General features: G+C 64.8%; 19 protein-coding genes. 15 read left to right on the top strand and 4 right to left on the bottom strand.

Going from position 1 to position 23,024, the window contains the following annotated elements:
- Window positions 1–192 precede the first annotated feature (192 nt).
- The 3 genes from ACP15K_RS00210 (at window position 193) to ACP15K_RS00220 (ending at window position 3,379) form a co-directional block, all read left to right on the top strand.
- Window positions 193–1,197, top strand: coding sequence for a Bug family tripartite tricarboxylate transporter substrate binding protein (locus ACP15K_RS00210; RefSeq protein ID WP_424989533.1), 1,005 nt, complete (start codon window positions 193–195; stop codon window positions 1,195–1,197).
- 110 nt (window positions 1,198–1,307) lie between these two features.
- Window positions 1,308–1,871, top strand: a complete 564-nt coding sequence (locus ACP15K_RS00215) for a tripartite tricarboxylate transporter TctB family protein (protein ID WP_424989534.1) — start codon at window positions 1,308–1,310, stop codon at window positions 1,869–1,871.
- Window positions 1,871–3,379, top strand: a complete 1,509-nt coding sequence (locus ACP15K_RS00220) for a tripartite tricarboxylate transporter permease (RefSeq protein ID WP_424989535.1) — start codon at window positions 1,871–1,873, stop codon at window positions 3,377–3,379. Before ACP15K_RS00215 ends, ACP15K_RS00220 begins: the two co-directional genes overlap by 1 nt.
- Window positions 3,380–3,446: 67 nt before the next feature.
- On the opposite strand, the gene ACP15K_RS00225 is transcribed toward ACP15K_RS00220, so the two are convergent.
- Together ACP15K_RS00225 and ACP15K_RS00230 are read right to left on the bottom strand one after the other, a co-directional pair.
- Window positions 3,447–4,691 carry an L-rhamnose isomerase gene (locus tag ACP15K_RS00225; RefSeq protein WP_424989536.1) on the bottom strand — a complete coding sequence of 415 codons (1,245 nt, stop codon included), beginning with the start codon at window positions 4,689–4,691 and terminating at the stop codon, window positions 3,447–3,449.
- Window positions 4,692–4,719: 28 nt separating this feature from the next.
- Window positions 4,720–6,822: a bifunctional rhamnulose-1-phosphate aldolase/short-chain dehydrogenase gene (locus tag ACP15K_RS00230; protein ID WP_424989537.1), complete on the bottom strand. Its 2,103-nt coding sequence runs from the start codon at window positions 6,820–6,822 to the stop codon at window positions 4,720–4,722.
- A gap of 187 nt (window positions 6,823–7,009) precedes the next feature.
- Between ACP15K_RS00230 and ACP15K_RS00235 the strand changes: the two genes are divergently transcribed.
- From ACP15K_RS00235 to ACP15K_RS00285, 11 genes are all read left to right on the top strand, one after another.
- On the top strand, window positions 7,010–7,813 hold the full coding sequence (locus ACP15K_RS00235) for a DeoR/GlpR family DNA-binding transcription regulator (protein WP_193139116.1): 804 nt from the start codon (window positions 7,010–7,012) through the stop codon (window positions 7,811–7,813).
- A 38-nt stretch (window positions 7,814–7,851) separates the two neighbouring features.
- Window positions 7,852–8,853: a rhamnose ABC transporter substrate-binding protein gene (rhaS, locus tag ACP15K_RS00240; RefSeq protein WP_424989538.1), complete on the top strand. Its 1,002-nt coding sequence runs from the start codon at window positions 7,852–7,854 to the stop codon at window positions 8,851–8,853.
- Between the two features lie 84 nt (window positions 8,854–8,937).
- Window positions 8,938–10,464 carry a sugar ABC transporter ATP-binding protein gene (locus ACP15K_RS00245; protein WP_424989539.1) on the top strand — a complete coding sequence of 509 codons (1,527 nt, stop codon included), beginning with the start codon at window positions 8,938–8,940 and terminating at the stop codon, window positions 10,462–10,464.
- A gap of 14 nt (window positions 10,465–10,478) precedes the next feature.
- Complete coding sequence (locus ACP15K_RS00250) at window positions 10,479–11,462, top strand: ABC transporter permease (RefSeq protein ID WP_193139122.1); 984 nt, start codon at window positions 10,479–10,481, stop codon at window positions 11,460–11,462.
- A complete protein-coding gene (locus ACP15K_RS00255; RefSeq protein WP_424989540.1) occupies window positions 11,459–12,442 on the top strand; it encodes an ABC transporter permease in 984 nt (327 codons plus the stop codon). Before ACP15K_RS00250 ends, ACP15K_RS00255 begins: the two co-directional genes overlap by 4 nt.
- Entirely contained in the window at window positions 12,442–12,756 is a 315-nt protein-coding gene (gene rhaM, locus ACP15K_RS00260) for an L-rhamnose mutarotase (protein ID WP_193139125.1), read from the top strand. The genes ACP15K_RS00255 and rhaM overlap by 1 nt, the downstream gene beginning before the upstream one ends.
- Complete coding sequence (locus tag ACP15K_RS00265) at window positions 12,753–14,132, top strand: FGGY-family carbohydrate kinase (protein ID WP_424989541.1); 1,380 nt, start codon at window positions 12,753–12,755, stop codon at window positions 14,130–14,132. Before rhaM ends, ACP15K_RS00265 begins: the two co-directional genes overlap by 4 nt.
- 124 nt (window positions 14,133–14,256) lie before the next feature.
- The gene (locus ACP15K_RS00270) at window positions 14,257–14,634 is read left to right on the top strand and encodes a GtrA family protein (RefSeq protein ID WP_193139130.1); all 378 of its coding nucleotides are present in this window, start codon (window positions 14,257–14,259) and stop codon (window positions 14,632–14,634) included.
- 13 nt (window positions 14,635–14,647) lie between these two features.
- The gene (locus ACP15K_RS00275) at window positions 14,648–16,033 is read left to right on the top strand and encodes an SDR family oxidoreductase (RefSeq protein ID WP_424989542.1); all 1,386 of its coding nucleotides are present in this window, start codon (window positions 14,648–14,650) and stop codon (window positions 16,031–16,033) included.
- The gene (locus tag ACP15K_RS00280) at window positions 16,030–17,655 is read left to right on the top strand and encodes a GMC oxidoreductase (protein ID WP_193139134.1); all 1,626 of its coding nucleotides are present in this window, start codon (window positions 16,030–16,032) and stop codon (window positions 17,653–17,655) included. The genes ACP15K_RS00275 and ACP15K_RS00280 overlap by 4 nt, the downstream gene beginning before the upstream one ends.
- Window positions 17,656–17,775: 120 nt before the next feature.
- The gene (locus ACP15K_RS00285) at window positions 17,776–18,780 is read left to right on the top strand and encodes a glycosyltransferase family 2 protein (protein ID WP_424989543.1); all 1,005 of its coding nucleotides are present in this window, start codon (window positions 17,776–17,778) and stop codon (window positions 18,778–18,780) included.
- Window positions 18,781–18,786: 6 nt separating this feature from the next.
- Here ACP15K_RS00285 and ACP15K_RS00290 read toward each other — a convergent pair whose 3' ends face one another.
- Complete coding sequence (locus tag ACP15K_RS00290; protein ID WP_424989544.1) at window positions 18,787–19,539, bottom strand: FkbM family methyltransferase; 753 nt, start codon at window positions 19,537–19,539, stop codon at window positions 18,787–18,789.
- Window positions 19,540–19,991: 452 nt separating this feature from the next.
- Between ACP15K_RS00290 and ACP15K_RS00295 the strand changes: the two genes are divergently transcribed.
- A complete protein-coding gene (locus ACP15K_RS00295) occupies window positions 19,992–21,614 on the top strand; it encodes a VCBS domain-containing protein (protein WP_424989545.1) in 1,623 nt (540 codons plus the stop codon).
- Window positions 21,615–21,732: 118 nt separating this feature from the next.
- Here the strand turns inward: ACP15K_RS00295 and ACP15K_RS00300 are convergent, their stop codons facing one another.
- Window positions 21,733–22,896: an MFS transporter gene (locus tag ACP15K_RS00300; RefSeq protein WP_193139141.1), complete on the bottom strand. Its 1,164-nt coding sequence runs from the start codon at window positions 22,894–22,896 to the stop codon at window positions 21,733–21,735.
- Window positions 22,897–23,024 lie beyond the last annotated feature (128 nt).

Below are 23,024 nucleotides of genomic sequence, written 5' to 3' on the forward strand. Positions count from 1 at the left end.
TGGTATCACCCTAGGGGTCGGCCTTGACGCCGGTCAAGCCGCCGCACTCCGCGCCTGCCGCCCCGCAGCGCCCGGCACGGCCTTGATTTCGCGGATTGATATTTGACCTTCCCGCCCGGTTGCGATGATAGTCGCAGGCGTCAGGCAGCCGGTGCTGCCCAAGAAGATCACCACGCATGGGGAGAAGACCACATGAAACACGTCATCCTGAGCGCCGTCTCGGTACTGGCAATCGGCCTGGGGGCCGCGCAGGCAGAAGACTATCCAACCAAGGAAATCCAGGGCATCATCCAATGGGGCGCCGGTGGTTCTACGGACACCGTGATGCGCTCGGTCACGCCGCATGCCGAAGAAGCCCTTGGTGGCACCATCGTGATGCAGAACATGACCGGCGCCGTGGGCGCCATCGCGCTGAACCATGTGGCCAGCTCCGACCCGGATGGCTACACCCTGCTGATGGGCGCTGAGAACCCGCTGCTCTACAAGGTGATGGGTCTGGGCGACAAGGATTACAACGACTTCGTCCCGGTTTCGATCCTGGCCCGCGGCACGCCGCTGGTGGTGGCCAATGTGGATGCCCCCTTTGACGACTACGCCGAAATGGTCGCCTATGTGAAGGCCAACCCCGGCGAGGTGCGCTTCGGCGCCACCGGGCCGGGCGGGCTGCCATCGGTCATCACCGCGATGATCAACACGGTCGAGGGAGAGCTGAACGTGATCGCCGTGCCCTATGACGGCGACGGCCCGGCGCTGACCGCCCTGCAGGGCGGGGCCGTGGACGTGATGCCGGCCGTTCTGGGCATCGCCATCGAAGGCATCCGCGCCGGCACCATGAAGCCGCTGGCGGTTTTCGATGTGGCCGAGACCGACAAGCTGCCCGGCGTGCCCCCGGTCACCGCCTTCAACCCGGCGTTTGAAACCTACCTGCCGTGGGGGCCGTTCTTCGGGGTCTTCGCCCCCAAGGGCACGCCCGATGAGGTCGTGGCGAAATTGTCAGACGCGTATGCCCAGGGCGTCGCGAACCCGGAGTTTGTCGAGTTGATGGAAAACCGCGGGTTCGAGCTGATGGGCATTTCCGGACAGGAGGCCACCGACTTCCTGACCAAATGGCAGCAGGGCACGACCTGGCTGCTGCAGGACGGCGGCCACACCAAGGCCTCGCCGGAAGAGTTCGGGATCGCGCGCCCCGGTGAATGATCGCAAGACCGGCGGCCCGACAGCCGCCGGCCCCTACCGGCGCCGCCCTTCCCCCGAAGCGCGGCGCCGTTTCTCTGCAGGCCGCCACCTGTCCGGCAGCAAGGACCCCCATGAGACGACCTGACCCCGACCATCACGACGGCACCGCGGATGCCACCCCCGGCGGCTGTGACGATGCCCGCCGGCCCGGAGAACTGGCCTTCGTGGTCCTGTTGCTGCTGGCCAGCCTCGGGCTGTTGTGGAGTGCCTATGGCATCTCCGGCTTCGAAGCGCTGTCGGCCCCCGGATCGGTGCCGATGGCGGCGACCACGGCGATGGTGGTAACTTCGATGATTGTGGTGCTGCGCACCGCCCGACTGCCCCGCAGCGCCGGGGAAACCCTGCGCCGTGACATCCTGCCGGGCGTGGTGGTGATCTTCGTGCTGCTGCTGATCGCCTATGCGCTGCTGCTCAAACCGCTGGGGTTTCTGCCGACCTCGGGCCTGTTCCTGATCGTGTCGATCCGCATCCTGTCCGGGCGCGGCTGGGGCTTTGCGCTGACGGTCTCAGCCGGTAGCCTGCTGGCGATCTGGCTGATCTTCCGCATTGTCTTTACCGTCCTGATGCCGCCGGGGATCGTGCCCGAGGCAGAGTTCATCCAGATCTTCCGCGATCTCGGCGCGGGGGACCGCTGATGGAGGTGCTGACGCCCCTGCTGACCGTCTTTGCCCAGCCGCAGCTTCTGGCGCTTGTTGCCCTTGGCACCTTTGCCGGGGTCTATGTCGGCGCCATTCCGGGTCTTTCGGTGACCATGGCGGTGTCGATCCTGATCTCCTTCACCTTCTCGTGGGATGTCTACCCGGCGATTTCACTGATGATCGGCATCTACATGGGCGGCGTCTATGGCGGCGCACGCACCGCGATCCTGCTGAACATCCCCGGCGCGCCCTCGGCCATTGCCACGGCGCTGGACGGCTATCCCATGGCCCGGCGCGGCGAGGCCGGCACCGCCATCGGCGTCACAACGGTGATGTCCTGCATCGGCGGCTTCGTCGGCATCGGCGTGCTGGCGCTGGCCGCCCCGCTGGTGTCGGATTTCGCGCTGCGGTTCCAGCCGCGCGACTACATGCTGCTGGCGCTGCTGGGCATCCTGCTGGTGGGGTCGCTGTCCACCGGCAGCCTTGTGAAGGGCATCTTCGCGGGAGCCCTGGGGATTGCCATCGGCGCGGTGGGGCGCGACCCGCTGACCTTCACCGAACGGTTCACCTTCGATCTGCAGATCCTTGAGGGCGGGATTTCCTTCATCGCGGTGATGATCGGCATGTTCGGCGTGTCCGAGGCGCTGTTGCAACTGCACCACGTGGACAAGCCCGCGATCCGCCAGAAGATCGACCGCATCGTGCCGTCGCTGGCCACGGTGCGAAAACACCTGCCGCTGTCGCTGCAAACCTCGACCATCGGGGTTGTCATCGGCGCCCTGCCCGGCACCGGCGGCGATATCGCCGCACTGATGGCCTATGACCATGCCAAACGCGTCACCAAACACCCCGAGCGGCCGTTTGGTGATGGCGCGATGGAGGGGCTGGTGGCCCCCGAGACCGCCAACAATGCCGCCGTGGGGGGCGCCTTCATCCCGATGATGACGCTGGGTATCCCCGGCGATGCGGTGACGGCGATCATGATCGGGGCGCTGTTCATTCACGGACTGAACCCCGGCCCGATGCTGATGATCGACCGGCCCGAGATGTTCTGGTTCATCGTCGGCGCGCTGCTGACGGCCAATGTCTTCATGCTGATCTTCGGCCTGACCGGCATCAAGCTGTTCACCCGGATCGTCGAGATGCCCCGGTCGGTGCTGATCCCGCTGATCCTGCTTCTGTCCATCGTCGGCGCCTACGCGGTGAACAACTCGATCGCGGATGTAAACTGGATGCTGGGCTTCGGCGTCTTCGGCTATTTCCTGCGTCACTACGGCTATCCGCTGGGGCCGGTGATCCTTGGGGTGATCCTGTCGCGGCTGCTGGACGACAACTGGCGCCGCGCGATCATTTCCGAGCGCGAGGATCTGGGCCGCTTCTTCGCGGGCATCTTCTCCAGCCCGCTGTCCACAGTGCTGTTCATCGGTGTGGTGCTGATCTTCGTGTCGCAAACACCGCTGTGGCGGCGACTGAAAGCGCGGGTGCTGCGCCCGTCCGGCACCTGACAGACACGAAAAAGCGCCGCGGATCGTCCTGCGATCCGCGACTCCGGCTTTTTTCTGAACCCCGGGTCTAGCCCCGGCTGGCGACTGCCGCCTGATAGGCATCCAGTTCGCGGATCAGGGGCAGGCCCGTGGGCACATCCTGACGGGCGCAGAACTCGTCCCAGACCGCCCCGAAGGGCAGATCCTTGAACTCTTCGGTCAGGGTCAGGCGGGTGGTGTAATCCAGCGCCGTCTCGGCCTTGGTCAGCTGGTCCAGCGGCAGCAGCAGCGCCCTGAGCAGCGCCTTTTGCATGTTGCGCGTGCCGATCACCCAGGCCGCCGTGCGGCTGATGGTGGCATCGAAGAAGTCCAGCCCGATCCGGGTCCGATCCAGCAGATCCGCCGTCACCAGTTCCTGCGCCATCGACAGGATGGAGTCGTCCAGCAAGATCACATGGTCGCTGTCCCAGCGCATCGGCCTAGAGACATGCAGCAGGATCTCGTCCAGTGACAGCGACACCGCGCTGAGCTTGTCCGCCACATTCTCGGTCGGATGGAAATGGCCCATGTCCAGGCACAGCAGCGTGCCCTTGCGGATCGCATAGCCCATGTAGAACTCATGGCTGCCCACGGTGCAGGCTTCCACACCGATGCCGAACAACTTGCTTTCCACCGCGTCGCGCATCTGGGCCGCGCCCAGCGGATCGGCCAGCATCTGGTCCAGCGAGGCTTCCAGCCGCGCCCGCGCCGCCATGCGGTCGATGGGCGTGTCCTTGTAGCCATCAGGAACCCAGATGTTGTTGACCGCCGCACTGCCGAGGGCCGCGCCCATCTGCGCCGCGATCTCGCGCGAGCGTTTGCCATGTTCGATCCAGAAGTCACGGATGCCCTTGTCGGGATGGCTCAGGGTCAGGTTGTCGTCTGCCCTGGCGTGGGCAAAGAAGGTCGGGTTGAAGTCCAGCCCGATCCCCTGCCCCTTGGCCCAGTCCACCCACGGCGCGAAATGCCGAAACTCGATCTCGTCACGATCAGGATTCTCATCGGTGTCCAGATACATCGCGTGCAGGTTCAGTCGATGGGTTCCGGGGATCTGCGCATAGGCGAATTCCAGATCCGCGCGCAATTCGTCCGGCGTGCGGGCCCGGCCGGGATGGTTGCCGGTGGCCTGAATGCCACCGCCGGAACTGCCGGTCCTGGCTTCGAACCCCACCACGTCATCGCCCTGCCAGCAATGCATCGAGATCGGGATGCTCGCGAGACGCTGCAGGGCGGTTTCGCTGTCGATCCCCCACTGCGCGAAGGTCTCGCGCGCCATGTCATAGGTCTTGCTCATGCTCATTCCTCCCGTTGGGGTCCCGCGCTCAGCGCGGGAACGCCTGCACGTTGCCGGCATCGACATTCAGGATGTTGCCGGTGGATTTGGACGAGGTGTCGGCGGCGAAGAAATAGGCGGCCTCGGCGATATCCTCGGGCAGGACCGACCGTTTCAGCATCGAACGCTGGCGATACATTTCCTCAAGCCCGTCCTTGTCGGTGCCATAGGTGCCCGCACGCTGTTCCAGCCATTCGCCTTCCCAGATCTTCGAGCCGCGCAGCACCGCGTCGGGATTGACCACATTGACCCGGATGCCGGCCCCTGCGCCTTCCAGCGCCAGGCAGCGGGCCAGATGAATTTCGCTGGCCTTGGCGGTGCAATAGGCCGCCGCGTTGGGCGAGGCCGCCAGACCATTTTTAGAGGCGATGAAGATCACCGCGCCGCCCATGTCCTGCACGCGCATCAGCTTGAAGGCTTCGCGGCTGACCAGGAAATAGCCGGTGGACAGGATGTCCATGTTCTTGTTCCACAGCGCCAGCGAGGTTTCCTCGATCGGCGCCGAAGAGGCGATGCCGGCGTTGGACACCAGAATGTCGATGCCGCCGAATTCGACCGCGGTTTCGGCAAAGGCCGCCGCGACGGCGTTCTCGTCGGTGACATTCATCGTGACGGTGCGCACCACGTCCTTGCCGAAGCGCGACGCGAGGGTCTGCGAGGTCGAGCCGAGCGCCTCTTCGTTGATGTCGGCCAGCATCACGCAGGCACCTTCCGCCAGATAACGTTCCGCCGTGGCCGCGCCAATGCCGCCTGCCCCGCCGGTGACCAGCGCCACCCGCCCCGCCAGCGATTTGGGCTTTGGCATGCGCTGCAACTTGGCCTCTTCCAGAAGCCAGTATTCGATGTCGAAGGCTTCCTGTTCGGGCAGTCCGACGTATTCACTGACCGACGAGGCACCGCGCATCACGTTGATGGCGTTGACGTAGAACTCGCCCGAGATGCGGGCCGTGGCCTTGTCCTTGGCAAAGGTGATCATGCCGACACCGGGCACCAGGTAAACCACCGCGTTGGGGTCGCGCAGCGCCGGGGAGTTGTCATGCTTGCAGCGGGCGTAATAGGCCGCATAGTCATCGCGATAAGCCGCAACCTGCGCCGGAAGGCCTTCCAACACAGCGTCCAGGTTGTTCTGCGCCGGATCGAACTTCACCACCAGCGGGCGGATCTTGGTGCGCAGGAAATGGTCCGGGCAGGAGGTGCCAAGGGCCGCCAGCGGCTCCAGATTGGCCGAGTTGACGAATTCCAGCACCGCATCGCTGTCGTTGAAATGGCCAACCATGTGCTGGTTGCCCGAGACGAACCCGCGAATGGCGGGCATCAGGCGGGCGGCCACGGCGCGGCGATCTGCAGCCGACAGACTTTGATGACGGGCCCCGCCAAAGGCTGCAACGCCCTCGGTCTTCTCGGCCAGCCATGCGGTGGCGGTGTTGATGACCTCGATGGTCTTGTCATAGCAATCGCGCGCGGTGTCGGCCCAGGTGAACAACCCGTGGCTTTCCAGAACCACGCCGTCGGCATCGGGATTCTCGACGCAGAAGTTTTCCAGCCACAGGCCCAACTCGTAGCCCGGCTTTTTCCACGGCAGCCAGCCGATCTTGTCACCGAAGATCTGCTGCGTCAGTTCGCGGGAGTTCTTCGAAGCGGCAATCGCGATGATCGCATCCGCATGCACGTGATCGACGTGTTTGCGCGGCACATAGGCGTGCAGGGGCGTGTCGATCGACGCCGCCCGCGGGTTCAGCTTGTAGGTACAATGCGGCAGGTAGCCGACCATCTCGTCCTCGAAATCGACACCGCGATACAGGCCCTTCAGCGCCTGCAGCTTGTCCATGTACAGCGTCGCGAAACCATCCATCTCGATCGACCCGATGTCGCCGCCCGAGCCCTTGACCCAAAGAACCTCGACCTCGTCGCCGGTCAGCGGGTCGGTTTCCATGACCTTCGCCGACGTGTTGCCGCCACCGTAATTGGTCACGCGCTTGTCGGCGCCAAGGATATTGGAACGGTAGAGCAGCAGCTCCGATTCGCTCATTCCATCCGCGACGCTCTCGTCCCAACGGCTCTCAAGTGTCTGTTTTTCTGCGGATTCAAGCATGTCTTCCTCCCGATGAGCGCGGCGCGCCCGGTGCGTAATGTCTCGCACAAGGTGAAATCTGGAAGCCCTGTTGTCAATCATAAACAATCATCTTTGGTCATACTGCAATGCAGCATGATTGATTATGACATTTTATGATTGACACAACGCCACGAATCCACGCAGGTTGTGCAACAGGGAGGACGCCATGCACGAGAAAGAACGCCACGGAATCATTCTGTCCGCCGTCCAGGATCGGCCGGTCGTGACCGTGGCCGAGCTGTGCGCGCTGACCGATGCTTCCGAAGCCACGATCCGGCGCGACATCTCGGCTCTGGATGCCAAGAAGCAGCTGCGCAAGGTGCGCGGCGGGGCCGAGGCCGTCACCCCGCCGCAATTCGTCGGCCTGTCGGGGCGCCCTTTCGAAGTCAGCGAAACCATGCATACGCAGGAAAAGCAGGCGATTGCCCGGGCTGCCGTGGACCTGTGCGCCGATGGCGAACCGATCATCATCAACGGCGGCACCACGACCTTCCAGATGGTGCATCCCCTGGCCTCGCGCCGCTGCCAGGTCTTCACCAACTCTTTCCCGATTGCCGAGCATCTGCTGAAGCATTCGAAGAACACCATCATGCTGTCGGGCGGGGCGATCTACCGCGAACAGAACATCATCCTGTCGCCCTTCGACAATGACGTGACCCGCAACTTCTATGCCCGCCGCATGTTCATGGGCGCGCAGGGGTTGGGGCCGGTGGGGCTGATGGAAACCGATCCGCTGCTGATCCAGGCCGAGCAGAAGCTCATCAACCAGGCCGACGAACTGGTGGTTCTGGTGGACAGCTCGAAATTCGAAAACCGGTCCAGCCTGGTGCTGTGCCCGCTGACCCGTATCGACACGGTGATCACCGACGAAGGCATCACCGACAAGACCGCCGCCATGCTTGAAGCGGCAGACATCCGACTGATCGTGGCCCACACGGGCCGCGGCCAGAAAGAAAGCGCAGCGTCCTAGGACGTTGTTTCCGTTGTGACCATAGGGAGGAACTCATCATGATCCGTCGCAACTTCACCAAACTTCTGGCCGGCGTCAGCCTGGCCACCAGCTTCATGGGCACCACGGCCATGGCCGATGACACCATGCGCATCGCGCTGGTGGTCAAGGCCCTGGGCATCGGCTTCTTCGAAGCGGCCGCCAAGGGCGCCGAGGAAGCCGCCGCCGAACTGGGCAACGTCGAGGTCATCTATACCGGTCCGACCGACACCACCGCCGAGGGCCAGATCGAGGTCATCAACTCGCTGATCGCGCAGGGCGTCGATGCCATCGCCGTGTCGTCGAATGACACGGACGCGCTGGTGCCGACCCTGAAGAAGGCCATGCAGCGCGGCATCACCGTGATTTCCTGGGACAGCGGCGTCGCGCCCGAGGGCCGTCAGGTCCACCTGAACCCGTCGTCGAACCCGCTGATCGGCAACATGATCATCAAGCTGGCCGCCGACCACCTGCCCGATGGCGGCGAGGTTGCCTTGCTATCGGCCACCACCACCTCGACCAACCAGAACGTCTGGATCGAGGAAATGAACAAGGTGATGGGCAACTATCCGAGCATCGAGGTCGTGGCGACCGTCTATGGCGATGACCTGGCCGACAAATCCTATCGCGAAGCCCAGGGTCTCATGCAGTCCTATCCGGATCTGGATGCGATCATCGCACCGACCTCGGTGGGTATCGTGGCTGCCGCTCAGGCCGTGGCCGATGCCGGCAAGATCGGTGAAGTCAACGTGACCGGTCTGGGTCTGCCGTCGGAAATGGCCGGTGCCATCGAAAGCGGCGCGTCCAAGTCTTTCGCCATCTGGAACCCGATCGACCTGGGCTATTCGGCAACGATGATCGCCTATCAGCTGGCCAGCGAAAACGCGGTTGCCGAGCCCGGCGCCACCATCGAGATCGGCCGCATGGGATCGATTACCCTGGACGACACCAACGCCGCTGCCATGGCCGATCCCTTCGTCTACGACAGCTCGAACATCGATCAGTTCAAGAGCATCTTCTGAGGCCCGCGCGCCCCGGCGCGTCACCTCGCGGGGGGCCCTGCCCCCCGCACCCCCAGATTTCTCCAGACAGAAGAAGAGGCAGAGATGGCCAGAAATGCTGCCGCACCGGTGTCCCCGGCGGGCGCCCCGGAACCGATCCTGGCGCTTGACGCGATCACCAAGACCTTTCCGGGCGTCAAGGCCCTGTCCGAGGTCAGGCTGGGCCTCTATCCCGGACAGGTCACCGCCCTGATCGGAGAGAATGGCGCGGGCAAATCGACGGTCGTCAAGATCCTCACCGGCATCTACCAGCCTGACGGCGGCGCGATCCGGGTCAACGGCCAGGCGGTGACCTTCGCCACCGCACAGGATGCCGCCGATGCCGGCGTCACCGCGATCCATCAGGAAACCGTGCTGTTCGACGAATTGTCGGTGGCCGAGAACATCTTCCTTGGCCACGCCCCGCGAAACCGTTTCGGCCTGATCGACTGGTCCACCATGGAACGCAAGGCGCGCGAGATCCTGCGCGGCGTCGGGGCCGAGATCGAGCCTTCGCACAAGCTGCGCGATCTTGGCATTGCCAACAAGCATCTGGTCGCCATCGCCCGCGCCCTGTCCATCGACGCCAGTGTCGTCATCATGGACGAACCCACCGCCGCGCTGTCGCACAAGGAAATTCAGGAGCTGTACGAACTGGCGGACAAGCTGAAGGCACAGGGCAAGGCGATCCTGTTCATCAGCCACAAGTTCGACGAGATCTTCCGCATCGCCGACCGCTTCACTGTCTTCCGCGACGGGCAATTCGTGGGCGACGGGCATATCTCGGATGTCACCGAATCCGACCTGGTCAAGATGATGGTGGGCCGCGATGTCAGCCAGATCTTCCCGACCCGCAACAGCCAGATCGGCGAGGAAATCCTGCAGGTCGCCGGCTATGACCATCCCACCGAATTCGCCGACATCGGCTTTACCCTGCGCCGGGGCGAGATCCTGGGTTTTTACGGTCTGGTCGGCGCGGGCCGGTCGGAACTGATGCAGGCGCTGTTCGGCATCACCACGCCATCAAAGGGCGTCACCAAGATCGATGGCACCGTTCGGGTGATCCGCTCTCCGGCCGATGCCATCCACAACGGCGTGGTTTATGTGCCCGAGGATCGCGGCAAGCAGGGCGCCATCACCGCGCTGCCGATCTTCCAGAACGTCACCCTGCCGTCGCTGTCGAAAACCTCGCACCGGGGCTTTTTGCGGCTGGCCGAGGAATTCAAGCTGGCCCGCGAATACACACGGCGGCTCGACCTGCGCGCGGCCTCGCTGGACACCGAACTGGGCACCCTGTCGGGCGGCAACCAGCAAAAGGTGGTCATCGCCAAATGGCTGGCCACCCAACCCAAGGTCATCATCCTGGATGAGCCGACCAAGGGCATCGACATCGGCTCGAAAGCGGCGGTGCATGAATTCATGGCCGAACTGGCCGCGCAGGGTCTGGCCGTCATCATGGTCAGCTCGGAAATTCCTGAAATCCTCGGCATGTCCGACCGGGTCATCGTGATGCGCGAAGGGCGCATCGCGGCGGAACTGGCCGGCGATGACCTGAGCCCCGAAACCCTTGTCCGCCACGCCGCGGGCATCTGAGAAAGGCCGAACAGATGTTGAAACGGCTTCTGGCCTCGCGCGAGGTCATCCTGCTGGGCGCCATCGGGGTGCTGCTGGCGCTGATCGCCACCCGCTTTCCCGGCTTCGTGACGCCGGCCAATCTGGCCGGGGTGTTCAACGATACCTCGCCACTGATCCTGCTGGCCGTCGGCCAGATGATCGTGATCCTGACCAAATGCATCGACCTGAGTGTCGCCGCCAACCTGGCGCTGACCGGCATGGTGGTGTCGATGATCAACGTGGCCGCCCCCGGCCTGCCCATCGTGGTGATCCTGCTGGTGGCCGTGGGTCTTGGCACCGCCCTTGGCATGATCAACGGGCTGCTGGTGTGGAAACTGGCGATCCCGCCGATCGTGGTGACCCTGGGCACCATGACCATCTTCCGCGGCATGATCTTCCTGCTGTCGGACGGCAAATGGGTCAACAGCCACGAGATGAGCGACGCCTTCAAGGCCTTCCCGCGCGCCCAGGTCCTGGGCCTGCCGATGCTCAGCTGGATCGCCATCGCCGCCGTCATCCTGTTCACCCTGGTGATGACCCGCACCACGCTGGGCCGTGCTTTCTATGCGGTCGGCGGCAACCCGCATGCGGCCACCTACACCGGTCTGAACGTGGGCAAGACCCAGTTCTGGGCCTTTGCCATCTCGGGCGCGCTGGCGGGGTTGACCGGTTACCTCTGGGTGTCGCGCTATGCGGTGTCCTATGTGGATATCGCCGGCGGCTTCGAGCTTGACGTGGTCGCCGCCTGCGTGATCGGCGGCATCTCGATCGCCGGCGGCATCGGCACCGTGGGCGGCGCACTTCTGGGCGCCCTGTTCCTGGGGGTCATCAAGAACGCCCTGCCGGTCGTCAACATCTCGCCCTTCTGGCAGCTTGCCATCTCGGGCAGCGCCATCATCATCGCCGTCGCCTTCAATGCCCGCGCCAATCGCGAGAAGGGTCGGATCATCCTGAAATCCGCGGAGCACACGGCATGAGCACCACCGAGCGTTTCATCCCCGACCGGCTGCAATCGCCGCTGGCCACCCGTCTGAAAAGCTGGGAAAGCCTGCTGCTTCTGGTGGCCATCGCGATCTTCATCGCCAACAGCTTTGCCTCGCCTTACTTCCTGAACGCCTGGAGCCTGAGCGACGCAACCTTCAACTTCACCGAGAAGGCGATGATCGCCTTTGCCATGGCGCTGCTGATCATCTCGGGCGAAATCGACCTGAGCGTCGCCTCGATCATCGCGCTGGCCTCGACCGCCATGGGCGCGGCATTGCAACTTGGCGCCGGCACCCCGGTCCTGATCCTTGTGGGTCTGGGCACCGGGCTGCTGTGCGGCGCGTTCAATGGCGTGCTGGTCACCCGGCTGGGCCTGCCCTCCATCGTCGTGACCATCGGCACCATGAGCCTGTTTCGCGGCATCAGCTATATCGTGCTGGGCGACCAGGCGTTTCGCGGCTACCCGGCGGATTTTGCCTTCTTCGGGCAGGGCTATGTGTTCTGGGTGGTGTCCTTCGAATTCGTCCTCTTCGTGCTGCTGGCCATCATTTACAGCGTGGTGCTGCACAGGACCAACTTCGGCCGCACGGTCTATGCCATCGGCAACAATCCCACCGGCGCGCTGTTCTCGGGCATCCGGGTGGCGCGGGTGAAGTTCATCCTGTTCCTGCTGACCGGGCTGATGGCCGGGGTCGCCTCGCTCTGCCTGACCTCGCGGCTGGGCTCGACCCGGCCGTCGATCGCCACCGGGCTGGAACTGGAAGTCGTGACCATGGTCGTGCTGGGCGGCGTCAACATCCTGGGCGGGTCCGGCACAATTCCCGGCGTCTTCATCGCCGCCTTCGTGATGGGGCTGGTCACCTTCGGTCTGGGCCTGCTGAACGTGCCGGGCATCGTCATGTCCATCGTCATCGGCGCCCTGCTGATCGGCGTCATCGCCCTGCCCCGCCTTTGGGCGATGTGGAGGAAATGATGGAGAAGTTCGCCTTCAAGATGCATCTGAACCCCGGCTGCGAAGCCGAATACAAGGCGCGCCACGATGCCATCTGGCCCGAGCTTGTCACGCTGCTGAAAGAGGCCGGGATTGCGGACTATTCGATCCATCTGGACCCCGAGACCCATACCTTGTTCGGCGTGCTCTGGCGCAGCGACGATCACCGCATGGACGATCTGCCCGCAAGCCCGGTGATGCAGAAATGGTGGGCGCATATGGCCGACCTGATGCGCACCCAGGATGACAACGAACCCGTGGCGGTGCCACTTGTGCCCGTGTTTCACATGCCATGACCCAGGGACATGTCGCCGTCATCGACATCGGCAAGACCAACGCCAAGCTGGCGCTGGTCGATCTGGCCGATCTGTCGGAAATAGCCGTGGTCACACGGCCCAACCTTGTGCTGCCCGGCCCGCCCTGGCCGCATTTCGATGTGGACGGGCACTGGGACTTCCTGTTGGAGGCGCTGACCCGCTTTCACGCCGAGCACGGCATCGACGCTATTTCGATCACCACCCACGGCGCATCCGTGGTGCTGCTGGATGCCGACGGGGGTCTGGCCGCGCCGATATTGGACTATGAACACCCCGGCCCCGACGATCTGGCCGAAGACTATGATCGCCTGCGGCCTGACTTCTCCGAAACCGGCTCGCCCCGGCTGGGCATGGGGCTGAATGTGGGCGCGCAACTGCACTGGCAGTTTGCCACCGATCCCGGCCTGAAGGCCCGCACCGAAACGATCCTGACCTATCCGCAATACTGGGGCGCCCGGTTGACCGGGGTCACGGCGGCAGACGTCAGTTCGCTGGGCTGCCACACCGATCTGTGGAACCCGCGCAGCGGCGAATTCTCCTCGCTGGTCGACACGTTGGAGATTGCCGACAAGCTGGCCCCGGCCCGGCCCTCGGCGGATGTGCTGGGCCCGATCCTGCCCGAGATCGCGGCACGCACCGGACTGGCCCCGGATACCCCCGTGCATTGCGGCATCCATGACAGCAACGCCTCGCTGCTGCCGCATCTTCTGGGCAATCCCCGGCCGTTCTCGGTGATCTCGTCGGGCACCTGGGTGATCGTCATGTCCGTGGGCGGGCATAGGGTCGATCTGGACCCGTCGCGCGACACGCTCATCAACACCGACGCCTTCGGCAACCCGGTGCCCTCGGCCCGCTTCATGGGCGGGCGCGAACACGATCTGGCCAGCGGCGGCGCCTATCCCGAACCGACCGAGGCCGATATCGCCGCGGTGCTGTCCGGCGGCGTGATGCTGTTGCCCGCCGTGGTGCCGGAAACCGGCCCGTTCAAGGGGCAGACAGCCCATTGGCATGGGCCGGAGCCCGCGGTCGGCACCGGCATGCGCGGCGTGGCGGTGGCCTTCTATCTGGCACTGGTCACCGCGCGGTGCCTGGAACTGGTCGGTCACGATGGCCCGATTCTGGTCGAAGGCCCCTTCGCCCGCAACCGCTGCTATGGCCGGATGCTGTCTGTCGCCACCGGCTCGCCGGTGCGCGCCATGCACGGCTCGACCGGCACCAGCCAGGGCGCGGCCCTGTTGGCCCGTCCCGCACCTGTGGACACCGCCCCGGCGCCGACCACACCCGGCAATCCCGCCGCACCCACCCCGTCGGAACGGGCCCATATCACCGATTGGACGGCGCGCAGCCGGGCCTGACATCGGTACGCGACCCCACCATCGCAGCGCAACTTTAAGCTGCGCCGTGTCAGTTCACCGCTTCCACCAAGGAAGGGACCACTTTATAGTCGTCCCGTTGGTACCTTTGCGGAAAGTGGCGAGTATGCGCAGTCTGATCACCTTTGGCTTCATGGGCGGGATCGTGACCTGTGTTCACATCGCCGTCGGCCTGTTCTGCGTCCACATCCTGCATATGGAAGCCTTTTGGGGCAATCTGGTGGCTTTCTGCACAGGGTTTTTCCTGTCCTATTATGGCCACCGGCATGTGACCTTCCGCTCGCAGGCGCAAGTTTCACGCTCGATGCCGCGATTCTTCGTGATCTCGGCGATCAACCTTGTCATCAGCCAGATGAGTGTCCTGATCATCGTCGACATCGCCGGGCTTTCCTATAATCTGGCGCTGGCAGTGATGATCGTGCTGGTCAGCAGCTTTGGCTATCTGGCAGGACGGTTCTGGGCATTCAGCGACGGTGAATTCTGAAGGAGACGGCGCCATGAAGCTTTTCGTGACGGGCGCCAGCGGCTTCGTCGGACGGCAGGTCTTGCGGCGTCTGGCGCAGCGGCCCCAGGTGACCTGCATCCTGCTTCTGCGGGATCCGGCGGCCCTGCCCGACCTGCCCGCCAATTGCACCGCCATAAAGGGCGATCTGGACCGGCCTGACAGCTATCGCGCGGCCCTTGAAGGCGCAGACCGCGTGCTGCACATGGCCGCGCTGACCGGCAAGGCCGCGCCCGCAGCCTATGCCGCCGCCAACCAGCAGGCCACCGAAGCCCTGACCGGGGCCGCCAAGGCCGCAGGCGTCAAGGCCATGATCTTCGTCAGCACCATCGCCGCCGGCTATCCCGACAAGCGCCACTATCCCTATGCCCAGACCAAAGAGGCCGCCGAGACAGCACTGGCCGCCAGCGGTCTGCCGCACACCATCCTGCGCCCGACGCTGGTCTTCGGACCGGGCTCCCCCATTGCCGCGACACTGGGCAAGATCGCCGGGGCTCCGATCATCCCGCTGCCCGCGCGCGGCGGTCCTGTGGACGTGCAGCCGGTGCATGTGGACGACGTGGCCCGCGCCATCGACGCGCTGATCGACGCCGAGCCTGCGGGCGAGGTGCTGGATCTGGGCGGACCGGAGCGCCTGAGCTTTCGTGATTTCCTGACCCGGATGCATGCCGAGATCACCGGCAAGTCCCCGAAGTTCCTGCCGCTGCCCCTGACCCCGCTGCAAGCCCTGCTGGCGGTGATGGAACCTGTCGCCCGCCCGGTCATGCCCGCCACCGCCGGCCAGTTCGCGGTCTTCGCCAATCATTCCGCCGCGCGCGACAACTGGCTGATGGATCGGCTGCGGCCCGAGATGGTCTCGCTGGAGGACATGCTGGCCGAAGCGATCTCGGGCGATCCACCGCCGCCGCCCGCCCGCGCGCCCAGCAACACCACGCCCCCCGATCCCGAACCGCGCGACACGCTGGTGCAGGAATGCCGGGACATCAGCCGCCACCTGTGCGGCACCCTGCCCGGCCCGCAGGCCGAGGCCGCCTATCTGGACGGGATCGCCCGCTTCGCCCTGACCCCCGCACCGGGCAGCTTCGATGCAGCGGTTTTGCGGTTTTCCCGCCGCAGCCCGATGGCGCTGAGCCTGATGGACGGCTACACCAGCTTCTTCGCCCGCAAGAGCCTGTTTCGCCGCCGCCTGATCCTGCTGCTGGCCATCGTCGAAAAACTGCCGCCCACCGCGCGTGCGTTCCAGACCGTCCCCGCCGAGGGCCCGCTGCGCGCCACGCTGGTCACCGGCCTTCAGGGGCTGCGTGGCCTGGCCACCATCGTCGCGGGCGGGCTTGCCGCCCTGATCCTGTCGCTTCAAAACCGCGGCTCCGGCCCCGCATGAGCGTTCTGGTCGTCGGCGCCGGGGCCAGCGGCCTGCATGCGGTCCAGACCCTGCTGGCGCGCGGCGCGCAGGTGACGCTGGTGGATGCGGGCGGGCTGCACGCCGGCTATCCCCTGCCCGACACCCCGTTTTCGGAATTGCCCGCGGCACTGGACGATCCCGCCGCCTTTTTCCTGGGCGCGGATTTTCAGGCGGTGCATCTGCCCGACCCCGGGGGCGCGCGGGAATACTATGGCCTGCCGCCGTCCAAGGATTTCGTGTTCCAGCCGTCGCCGCAGCCGCGCGTGCTGACAGGCGACGGTTTCGCCCCGTTGCGCAGTTTTACCACCGGCGGGCTGGCCGAGGCCTGGACCGCCGGGGCCTATCCCTTCGATGCCGCCGATCTGGACAACTGGCCGATCACGGCGCGGGATCTGGCGCCCTACTATGATCTGGTCGCCCAGCGGATCGGCATCGGCGGCGCGCCCGATGACCTGTCGCCACACCTGCCCTTGCACGACCACCTGCACGACCCGGTGGCCCTGGATCGCGCCAGCGCAACCCTTCTGGACAGCTACAGCACCCGGCGCACGGCCTTGCAAAAGGCCTTGCCCGGCTTCCGTCTGGGCCGATCCCGGCAGGCCACGCTGGCCGAGGATCGCGAGGACCGGCGCGGCTGCACCCTTTGCGGGCGCTGCCTGTGGGGCTGCCCGACCGGCGCGCTCTATACACCGGGGCAGACCTTGGCCGCATTGCTGGATCATCCCGGCCTGACCTACCTGCCGCATCTGGCCGCCGAAGCGCTGGAGGGCGACGGGACGGGCCGCATCGCCACCCTGCGTGTGCGCCGCCGAGACGGTGCTACCCTGCACCTGAAGGCCGACCACTTCCTGCTGTCCTGCGGCACGCTGGAAACCGGGCGGCTGGTGCTGCAAACCCTGGCCGAGCGCAATGGCGCAGCACCACGCCTGCACGGGCTGATGGACAACCGGCAGGTGCTGGCCCCCTTCCTGAACCTGGGCATGCTGGGACGCGGCGCACCGGTGGATGCCTATCAGTATCACCAGTTGGCCATGGGGCTGGCGGCCACCCCGGAGCGGCCCTATGTGCACGGCCAGATCACCACGTTTACGGCCGGCGACCTGCACCCGGTGCTGCAACAACTGCCGCTGCCCCTGCCCGTGGCCAGCGCGGTTCTGGCCCGGCTGCGCAGCGGTTTGGGCGTGGTGAACCTGAACTTCCATGACACCCGGCGCGATGGCAACTGGCTGACGCTGGAGCCCGGTGCCGACGGCCCGGTCCTGTCGGCCCGCTATCGCCCGCCCTCGGGCGAACGCCCGCGCATCCGCGCCGCGCTGCGCGATCTGGGCCGGGCATTCCGCATGATGCGCGCCCCGCTGGCACCGGGCATGACCCACATCCGCCCCATGGGCGCCAGCGTGCATTACACCGGCACCCTGCCGATGTCACAGGCCGAGACGCCGCTGACCACATCCCCCGATGGCGCCCTGCGCGGGTTCGCCAATGTGCATGTGGCCGATGGCTCGGTCTTTCCGGCGCTGCCCGCCAAGAACCTGACCTTCACCCTGATGGCCAATGCCGCCCGCGTGGCCGACGCGCTGCCGCTGGCGCAGCGCGGCTGAAAGGGAATGTAAAAATGCCGCTGATCTGTGGCTTGGGGAAGCGCCCGCAACCGACTAGAACGGATATGACGCGACGTCCATTCTGCGCGTCCAAGGTGTGTTTTCAGGAGGTTCCCAGGGGTGTCCGCTACGTCGACTAACCCAAGATCCCCGGCCCTATCGGTCGTCTCCCCTTGCTACAACGAAGAGGCCGTGCTGCCCGAGTTGTATCGCCGGGTCACCTCGGTATGCCGCGACACCGTGGGCGAGGATTACGAAATCGTACTGGTGGACGATGGCTCCTCCGACCGCACCCGCGCCATGATGGAAGAGCTCAGCGCCGCCGATCCCCATGTGGTCGCGGTGATCCTGTCGCGCAACCACGGCCACCAGTTGGCCCTGACCGCCGGTCTTCAGATCGCGCGGGGCGACCGCATCCTGATCCTCGACGCCGATTTGCAGGATCCCCCGGAATTGCTGCCCAAGATGATGGCGCGCATGGATGACGGCGTTGACGTGGTCTATGGCAAACGGACCGAACGGCGCGGCGAGACCGCCTTCAAGGCACACTCGGCCCGCCTGTTCTACCGGGTGCTCAACAAGCTGGTCGAGATCGAGATCCCCACCGACACCGGCGACTTCCGCCTGATGAGCCGCCGCACGCTGGATACGCTGAACCAGATGCCCGAACATCACCGCTTCATCCGGGGCATGGTGTCGTGGATCGGGTTCCGGCAGGAGCCGCTGGAGTACATCCGCTCGGAACGACTGGCCGGAGAAACCAAGTACCCGTTTCGCAAGATGGTGCATTTCGCCGTCGATGCCATCGCCGGGTTCTCGGTTCTGCCGCTGAAAATCTCGTTGTGGCTGGGCATCATCTGCGCCGTGATCGGCGTGATGTTCATGGGCTACACGGTCTGGGGCTTCCTGTCGGGCAATGTGGTGCAGGGCTGGACCACCACCATGACCGCCGTGCTGATCCTTGGCAGCGGCCAGTTGATGATGCTGGGCGTGATCGGCGGCTACCTGGGGCGGCTTTACATGCAGTCCAAGAACCGCCCGCTCTACATCATCGACCAGATCATCTGCCAGCCGCAGGTCAACGCCGTGCGCGATGACGCGGACCGCGACGACCCTGCCGCCTGAGCCGGATCAGAAGGCCTTTGCCGGAAGCTGTTCGAACGGTTTGCGCGGCAGGCTGTCGAACCCCGGCAGGCTATCGTGCACATAGAAGGTGTCGTACAGCGAATTGCGCACGAAGTGATAGCCGTTGGCGAACAGGATCTCGTTCAACTCGGGCGTCGGGCGTTCCACCGTCAGTGTCAGGAACGTGTAGCGATCAAAGGGAAACTCCCGCAGGATCCGGGTTTCCGAGCCTTCCACGTCCAGGCTGAAATAGTCGATGACCCGGGGCGCGTCGTAGCGGTCGAAGATCTCGGCCAGCGGCAGGGTCTCCACCGACACGATCCGACCCTCCGCGCGGGCCTTGTCCAGCTCCATCTTGTCGAGGGCGTGATCGGCCTCCTCCACCACAAGGCTGGAGCGCTGGCCGTCAAGATAGAACTCCAGCTTGCCCGCCACCGGATCGACCGCCAGCGGCACGCAGGTACAGTCGCGCCTGGTCACCTCGGTCAGCTTCTTGTAGTTCACCGGGTTGGCCTCGATGCACAGACCGCGCCAGCCGTAGCGTTTTTCCAGCACGAAGGTATTGGCTTCCGAGAACCCGTCGAATGCGCCAAGTTCCACGAAGAACCCACCGGTCTTGCCCTTGAACACCTCGTCGATGACCCAGCGATCCTGCCCGCGGTCCGACATCCGGCGCGGCACGATCCCGAACCAGCGATAGCCGCTCCAGTACAGCAGGTTCTTCAGCCACATCACCGCAGAAAACAGCAGGTAGGCCACGCGCGCCAACCAGGAATGCCTGTCCAGAAATGCCGTAATTCTGCCCAAAATTGCCTCCGAAACAAATGTCGCCTTTTTCGCGCCGAACCCGCATCGACCACGCGTATGGCTACCACATATGTGCTTTGGGCACAGAGTGGCTTTTCCATACCCCCCCAAGCAAGGGGCCGACTTGACGCAAGGCCGAATGAACGGGATGTCCGGCCCCGAGGCAAGGCTGCGCAACTGTTCTGGTTAAGGCGGGATGCGCCGTCCGGGCCGCCCCTTTGCCCACCGAAATACTGAAAACAATGATCCTTGTCATAGGGTTAACCATCTCAACGGCGGTATAATCGGGATGTTGGGGTCCGATTGCACCAATTTTTATGCAGACATAGGAATACGTACAGCCGTCGGCCGAAAGTTCCCGAGTACCAGCGTTGCTTCACCACTTTGTTCGGGAGGATCATCTCATGTCTACCACAACAGGACTCACCATTGCCGGCACCCCGGCCAATGAAGACATTCACGGCACCCGGTCCGACGACATTCTCAGCGGCGGCGCGGGAAACGATACGGTGCGCGGGCGGCGCGGCGACGATCTGCTGATCTATGATGTCGCGGCCAACGCCGGGTCCCGCGACACCTATGATGGCGGCATCGGGTTCGACACCATCCGCCTGCTGATGACTTCTGATACCTGGGCCGACCCCCAGGTCCAGCTTCAGGTGGCCGCCTATCTGGCCTTCCTGTCGGCGGTGACCGACGGCCACACGCAGGACGCCGCGAAAGAGTTCTTCACCTTCACCTGCTTCGAGGGCCAGACCCTGCGCGTGAACCGCGTCGAGAAGCTGGAACTCTTCGTGGATGGCGTTGAGATCTCGCCCGAGGACGATCCCGTCGTGGCCAATGACGACACCGCCATGGTGACCGAAGACGGCCCGGTGCTGACCGGCAACGTCCTGACCAATGACAGCGTGCCCGATCTGGTCGGGGATGTTCTTCTGGTACAGGGGCCGGCCCTTGGCACCTTGGTGCTGAACGATGACGGCAGCTACAGCTACGCCCTCGACAACAGCAACCCGGCCATCCAGGCGCTGAACGACGGCGACACGCTGACCGACAGCTTCACCTACCTGGTATCCGATCTGGACGGCGACACCGATTTTGCCACCGTCAACATCACCATCAACGGCGCCGACGATGGGGTGTCAGGGGTGATGGATGTCGAAGGAGGATTTGAAATCTACACCGCCATCGACGGCACGCGCACGCAATGGGTCACGGTTGACCAAGGCCTGCAAGTCGGGCCACGGGGCGACGACTTCCTGATTGTGGCGACATATTCCGACCTATCGGGCGTTGACGCCAACATCAGGACAGTAGACTTCGACTATTCGGCGCAAGATGGATTGGGTCGGATCGAGGGCGTAGGCGGCACCGGAACTTTCAGTTTGAAATCCCTTGATCTGGTGAGATTCGAGGATACGGACGGCGACGGATGGTCGGTGACCTTTACCGGCTCCAATGGCGCCACCCATAGCATCACCGTACCAGGCACCGGCGCGCTGGAAATCGGAAGCCATGGCACCGTTGATTTCGGCACCATGTTCACAGACGTGGCTTGGGTCGACTGGGATTTCGACGGCAATCTGGACAACGACACCACCCGAGGCAATGATCAGGATCGTCTCTATATCGACAACATCGTCTTCGAGGATCTGCAGGGCACGACACCTTACCTTCAAAGCGGTGATCCCAATGTCATCGAGTTTGAGACCGGCGCACCCGTGGCCTCCGGCCAGCACGAAGAAGACGGATTTGTCTTTGCGGCTCTGGAGAACCACATCCATATCATTCATCAGCACGATGCTGATGCGGATCTCGAACTCCGCAGCAACTCGCCCAACAGAACCCATGTCCTCAGCCGGGCTGATGGGGCGGCTTTCGATCTGGAGTCGGTCGATCTGATCGGGAACTGGGGCGGGCTGACGTTCACCGCGTCCAATGGCGCGACGCACCACGCCCCGTGGGATCAACCGGGCTGGTCACCTTTGATGACAGCTTCCACGACGTCGTCTCGGTCAGTTTCCTGACCGGTGCAAACGCCTTCATCCTGGACGACATCTCGATCGCCTGATCACCGGCGTCCCCCAGTGGCTCCCGCCTCCCCCCGGCGGGGGCCACATTTCTGTCCCCGCCCAAGACCCGTGCCTAGCCCGTCGCCGAAACGTCCGTCGGGGCCGTCCTCAGCGTGCGCGCCAGCCCGACGATCAGCAGCGGCATCAGCGCCAGCAGCCCAAAGGCCACCCGCAACGAGGCCAGTTCGGCCACGAAGCCGATCACCGGCGGCCCCAGCAGGATGCCGCCGTAGCCCAGCGTCGCGACACTGGCGATGGCCGCCCCGGGCGCGATATCGGGATCATTGGCCGCGCGCGAGAACGCCAGCGGGAAGATCAGCGCATACCCAGTGCCAAGGATCACGAACCCCAGCAGGACCATCCAGAAACTGCCCGAGAACACCACTGCCAGCGTGGTGCCGAAACAGGCCGCCAGCCCGGCCAGTTGCGCCGACCGTACCGTGCCGAACCGCAGGATGATCCGGTCGCCCATCAGCCGCACCGCCACCATCGCCACCGAGAACGCGGCGAACCCCAGCGCCGCGCGCGCCTCGTCGACACCTGTTGAAACAACAAGGAAAATTGCGCTCCAATCCGCCATCGCGCCCTCGCCCATGGCCGAGCAGAAGGTCATCAGGCCGACCGCCAGCAGCGCGCCGCGCGGCAGGGCAAACACCGGGCTGCCGGCAGTGGTCGCGCGTCTGGGCGATTGCCAGCCGATGTTCCCGGCCCACAGGCAGATGGCGGACATGGCCCCGCCGACCAGCAGGAAATGCGCCTCCGGTCCCAGTCCCGCCTGCACCGCCAGATAGCCCGAGCCGGCGCCAACCCCGGCCCCAAGGCTGAACATGGCATGGAACGACGACATGATCGGGCGGCCGATGTGCCGCTCGACCTCTCCGGCCCAACTGTTCATCGCCACGTCCAGCCCGCCGAACAGCGCCCCGCACAGCAGCAGGGCCACGGCCAGCATCCAGATCGAAGGTGCCAGCCCGATGGCAAACAGCGTCAAGGTATAGACCGCGCCCAGACCAAGACTGACCCGCCCCGCGCCCAATGCATCCGACGCCCGACCCGCCAGCGGAAACGCAACGATCGCGCCCGCCGCCAGCAACAGCAGCAACAGGCCCAGCGTGCCGGGACCAAGCCCATGCTTGTCGGCAATCGCCGGAATCCGCGAGGCCCAGACGCCGTAGAGCCCGCCATTGAGGAAGAACAGCGCGTTCACCGCGCGCCGTGGCGTGCGCAGCTCAGCCATGGATCACCTCGGACGTCATCGGCCCGCCATTCGGCACAGCATTTGGGCGGTCGGATTCAATCGGCAACATCGGGCACCTTCCTGCTTGGGGTCCGGCGTCCATGCACCAATCCGCCGCCGCTTGTCAT

It is taken from the genome of Fluviibacterium sp. S390 (assembly GCF_049800695.1).
In the GTDB taxonomy this organism is placed as follows: Bacteria; Pseudomonadota; Alphaproteobacteria; order Rhodobacterales; family Rhodobacteraceae; genus Meridianimarinicoccus.